Origin of the sequence: Sphingomonas sp. CARO-RG-8B-R24-01 (assembly GCF_022662295.1) — a bacterium.
Taxonomy (GTDB): Bacteria; Pseudomonadota; Alphaproteobacteria; order Sphingomonadales; family Sphingomonadaceae; genus Sphingomonas.
In genome coordinates this window covers 1-3,294 of the sequence record NZ_JAKNQI010000017.1, presented here as the reverse complement: position 1 = coordinate 3,294, position 3,294 = coordinate 1, and the positions used below count along the sequence as shown (strand labels likewise).

The window sequence follows — 3,294 nt, the reverse complement described above, 5'->3', positions numbered from 1 at the left end:
GCGTAAGCGTCCGGCCAATGGCGTCGTTTCTGGGTCTGGACCGGTGATCTTTAGAATGGCTTTTGCGCAAGCTGCGGTAGCTTTAAAGCGACACGTTGCTCGGTGACGATGTCGTTGGCCTTTTCTCGGAAGGTGCCGGGTGTGTCCATCGTTGAGAGAAAGCGTTCCGCCCGCGGGATCACCCTTTCGTCTGTTACATCTCGAAGAAAACGTTCTGCTTTCTGGAGATCGCCTGATATGCCGCAAGCAACTCCGGCATAATAGCCGAACCAACTCGGTCGCATCCGTTCAGACTCATTGGCTTCCGCAATCACAGACTGGGCGATGGCCTCGAAAGAACCGAACTTATCGTCGATCTCTTGGGCTTTGGCCGCGGCTGAACGCGCTATGTCGGTGACTGCGGCACCAAACTGATCTTCATCCCTATACTCTGTATAAGGGCCGCCCGACATGATGTAATCTAAGCTCATAAACCCGGCTCCGCCCCAGATCCAGTGAGCCGCATTGTCGAGGTCGACGGTTACAGACCACCGACTTGGTTTAAATCCAACTACGTTGAGCCAGAAACCGTGATCTTTGATCCAGAGCCGCGATTGCCCCTGCCGCTTGAAACCGAGAGGGGCTAGTTCGGCTTTAGCTGCGGCGGCAATGATCTTGTTGTGAGGTCCAGTCATCTGACGATGACTATCCGTGATGCGATGCGCATGTCACCAAAATCTCGTCAGCCTGCTACTGAAGACCAGTTCCACGGTAGCAGTTCGTCGATCCGGTTGATGGGATGCCCTTTGCCGATGCGGTCGAGCACATCTGCGAGCCAGGCTTGCGGGTTTACATCGTTGAGCTTGGCCGTCTCCAGCAGCGAGTAGATGGCGGCAGCGCGCTCCCCACCGCAATCCGCCCCGGCGAAAAGCCAGTTCTTCCGGCCCACGGCTATGCCGCGCAGGGCGTTCTCCGCGAGGTTGTTGTCGATCTCAAGCCGCCCGTCCTCGGTGTAGGCCAACAACTGGGGCTTGAGCTTCACGGCATAGCGCAGTGCCTCGGCCAATGGTGATCGTGCGGATGCTTGCGCGAGCACGTCGTCGGCCCATGCGAAGAAATCCAGCGCCCGCAGCCTGGACAGCTTGCGTGCCTTGCGGCGGTCATCGGCAGGATCGCAGGCGATGCCACGCTCGACATCGTATAGCACGCGGATGAGCTTCAGCCCTTCGGCCGCGACGGAATGCGGGTCAGCCTTATAGACATCATGCAGCTTGCGCCGGGCATGTGCCCAACAAGCGACAGGCTTTATCAGCCCCGGCTGACGGTCGTGCGCATACAGCCGTTCGAACCCGGCATAGGCATCTGCCTGCAGGAACCCCGCAAATGCCCTGAGATGCTCGCGCGGTCGCTCGCCCTTGCGATCCGGGCTGTAGCGAAACAGTGCTGCCGGTCTGTCGCTCGGCCGCCATCGTCGGTTGTCGCGCAGATAGACCCATAGTCGGCCCGTCGCGGTCTTGCCGGTCCCCGGTGCCAGAACCGGCACGGGCGTATCGTCGGCATGGAGCTTGGGGCTGCTCATGACATGATCGGCAATGCGGTCGACCAGCGGCTGCAACAGCCAGCTGACCTGTCCCAGCCAATCGGCCAGGGTGGAACGGCTGAGATCGACGCCCTCACGCGCATAGATACGCGACTGCCGGTAAAGCGGCAGATGATCGGCGAACTTGGACACGACCACGTGCGCGAGCAGGTTGGGTCCGGCACGGCCGTGCGGGATCGGCAAGGAGGGCGCGGGCGCCTGACTGATCGCGTCGCAGCGCCCGCAAGCCAGCTTGGGACGGACATGGCGCACCACGCGGAAACGGCCTGGCACATACTCCAGCACTTCGGTCACATCCTCGCCCAGATTGCCCATGGCGCCGCCGCAGGCGGAGCAGCCATTGGCATCAGGGGCGACATGCACCGTCTCGTCGCGCGGCAGATGATCGGGCAATGGCAGGCGCTTGGGCTTGCGGGCCGCTGGTGCTCTTTCTTCCGTTGGTGCCGGTTCACCGAGGGCACATGCGGCATAGGCGTGTTCGGCTTCAAGATCCTCCAGTGTCAGTTCCAGCTGATCGGCCATCTCGGCGATCCGTTCGGACGACTGGCCGAACTTCATCCGCCGCAAACGCGATAGCTGAACCTTGAGCTTCTCGATCTGGAGCGTGGTCAGCTTGACCGCGTTGCGGGTCGCCTCATGCGCTGACTTCTCGGCTTCCAGCGCCTGTTCCGAGGCCGCGATACGCGCCTGCATATCGGCGAAAAGAGCGCGTAATGCATCGAGATCGGCAGGAAGATCTATCTCGTCGGCGGACACGGTTCCCCATAGCAAAATGAGCAATCCAGGCCAAGGAAAATGCCCAGTTTTACCTCACATTGTGCCTACATCTGCACCGGCAGACGGGGTGCTTCCGGCGCGATGGTGCGCCGCCAGTCCATCGCCTCGATCAGCAGCGCAAACTGCGCCGAGGTTAGCACCACACCGCCCTCGACCAGCGGCGGCCATACGAAGCGATGCCGTTCCAGACGCTTGGCGAACAGGCACATCCCGGAGCCGTCCCAATGCAGCGCCTTGAGATAGTTGCCGCTCTTGCTGCGGAACAGGAAGACATGACCGCAATAGGGCTCAACCGAAAACAGCGGCCGCACCAGCGCCGCCAAACCGTCGAAACCCAGGCGCATGCTGACCGGCTTGCTCGCAAGATAGACCTTTGTGCCCGGTGCCAGTGAGATCATGAAATATCCCGCAACGTCCGCAGCACACGGGCCAGCGCCTTCTCGTTCACGTAGCTGTCCACCGACAGGCGAACGCCGCTGGGCAGGTCGATGCCGATCTCGCCAGGACGTGCACCGGGATGCGGACGGGTCAGTTCTTCCATCACCTGCATCGTCGGGACAGGATCGGCGTGCGCCGGTGGTGGTGCGTGAGGAACGGTAGCGACAGCATCCTCCGGCACGGTGCCATATGAGATGAAGGTCAGCGGCTCGCTGGCGATCTTCTCCGCCTGCCGCCGTGCCGTCCGCCAGCTATAGATCAGGCTCTCGGCAATATCGTGCCGCTTCGCCACCTCTCGCACGGTGACATCAGGTGCGTCCGCCTCCAGCATGATAGCATGCCGCTCTGCGGGAGAATATTTACGGCGGCGCTCCGTGCGGGTGATGACCTCAATCCGGCCCATCTCCTGATCTCCTTAAGGAGTCCAGAAGGAGACTCCTATCGGCCCTCCCTCGCCAACGGGGCTGAAACGCGCAACACGCCTAAGGCCGGACGCTTAC

Annotated in this window: 4 protein-coding genes; all 4 read right to left on the bottom strand. The window is 61.5% G+C overall.

Translation table 11 applies throughout. The features are described 5' to 3' along the window. Positions 1-50: 50 nt before the first annotated feature. Positions 51-674, bottom strand: a complete 624-nt coding sequence (locus L8G49_RS20880; RefSeq protein ID WP_242187953.1) for a hypothetical protein — start codon at positions 672-674, stop codon at positions 51-53. Positions 675-721: 47 nt separating this feature from the next. Beyond that, complete coding sequence (locus tag L8G49_RS20875) at positions 722-2,272, bottom strand: IS66 family transposase (protein WP_242187955.1); 1,551 nt, start codon at positions 2,270-2,272, stop codon at positions 722-724. A gap of 128 nt (positions 2,273-2,400) precedes the next feature. Beyond that, complete coding sequence (gene tnpB, locus L8G49_RS20870; RefSeq protein WP_242187950.1) at positions 2,401-2,754, bottom strand: IS66 family insertion sequence element accessory protein TnpB; 354 nt, start codon at positions 2,752-2,754, stop codon at positions 2,401-2,403. Next, positions 2,751-3,197 (bottom strand): transposase, encoded by a 447-nt coding sequence (locus tag L8G49_RS20865; RefSeq protein ID WP_242187944.1) that lies wholly within the window; start codon positions 3,195-3,197, stop codon positions 2,751-2,753. The genes tnpB and L8G49_RS20865 overlap by 4 nt, the downstream gene beginning before the upstream one ends. Between the last annotated feature and the right edge of the window lie 97 nt (positions 3,198-3,294).

Bases quoted from the DNA above. Each gene is read 5' to 3' on its own strand.
- L8G49_RS20875 (WP_242187955.1), bottom strand. From the start codon at position 2,272: ATGCAGGCGCGTATCGCGGCCTCGGAACAGGCGCTGGAAGCCGAGAAG.
- L8G49_RS20880 (WP_242187953.1), bottom strand. From the start codon at position 674: ATGACTGGACCTCACAACAAGATCATTGCCGCCGCAGCTAAAGCCGAA.
- tnpB (WP_242187950.1), bottom strand. From the start codon at position 2,754: ATGATCTCACTGGCACCGGGCACAAAGGTCTATCTTGCGAGCAAGCCG.
- L8G49_RS20865 (WP_242187944.1), bottom strand. From the start codon at position 3,197: ATGGGCCGGATTGAGGTCATCACCCGCACGGAGCGCCGCCGTAAATAT.